At 74.4% G+C, this 536-nt stretch carries 1 protein-coding gene; it reads right to left on the bottom strand.

Features of this window, described 5'->3' with window-relative positions; translation table 11 throughout:
* The coding region (locus FXN61_RS49975; protein ID WP_167980696.1) for a tetratricopeptide repeat protein at positions 1-536 on the bottom strand (536 nt) is incomplete at both ends.

Genomic DNA, 536 nt, shown 5'->3' with positions numbered 1-536 from the left:
GGCCGTCCAGCGTCGCCGCCAGGTCGCGCAGCGTGCGGGCCCGCCACACCGGCAGGCCGAGCGCGTCCCACCACTGCAGGGCGCGGTCCAGATGCCGCCGCGCCTCGGAGTACCTGCCCGCCGCGAGCTCCAGCTCGCCGAGCGTGCGCAGCATCAACGCCTGACCGAACCCGTCCTGCATCTCGTTGCAGGTGTTCAGGCAGTCGACCAGGTCGTCGCGCAGTGCGTCGCCGCGGCCCTGCCTGATGCGGATCTTGGCCAGCGCCTGCACGGCGTACGCCGACATCAGCCGATCGTCGATCCCGCGCAGCAGGCCGACCGCCTGCGTGCACCAGCGGGCCGCTTCGCCGAGGCGACCGGCCGCCCGGTGCACGATGCCCACCGACCGCAGTGCGATGGCCCGGCTGCGCTCGTCCCCGATCTCCTCGTACGCGGCGGCGGCCTGTTCGCACGCCGTCAGTGCGGCATCGAGGTCGCCCTGCTCGGTCAGCACCCTGCCCAGGCCGTGCAACGCCTGCGCGACCGCGGGCCGGTCG

Origin of the sequence: Lentzea indica (genome assembly GCF_012184385.1) — a bacterium.
Lineage (GTDB): Bacteria > Actinomycetota > Actinomycetes > Mycobacteriales > Pseudonocardiaceae > Lentzea > Lentzea indica.
Note: the sequence above shows the minus strand (reverse complement) of the source record. Positions and strands in the feature narration are given on the sequence as shown.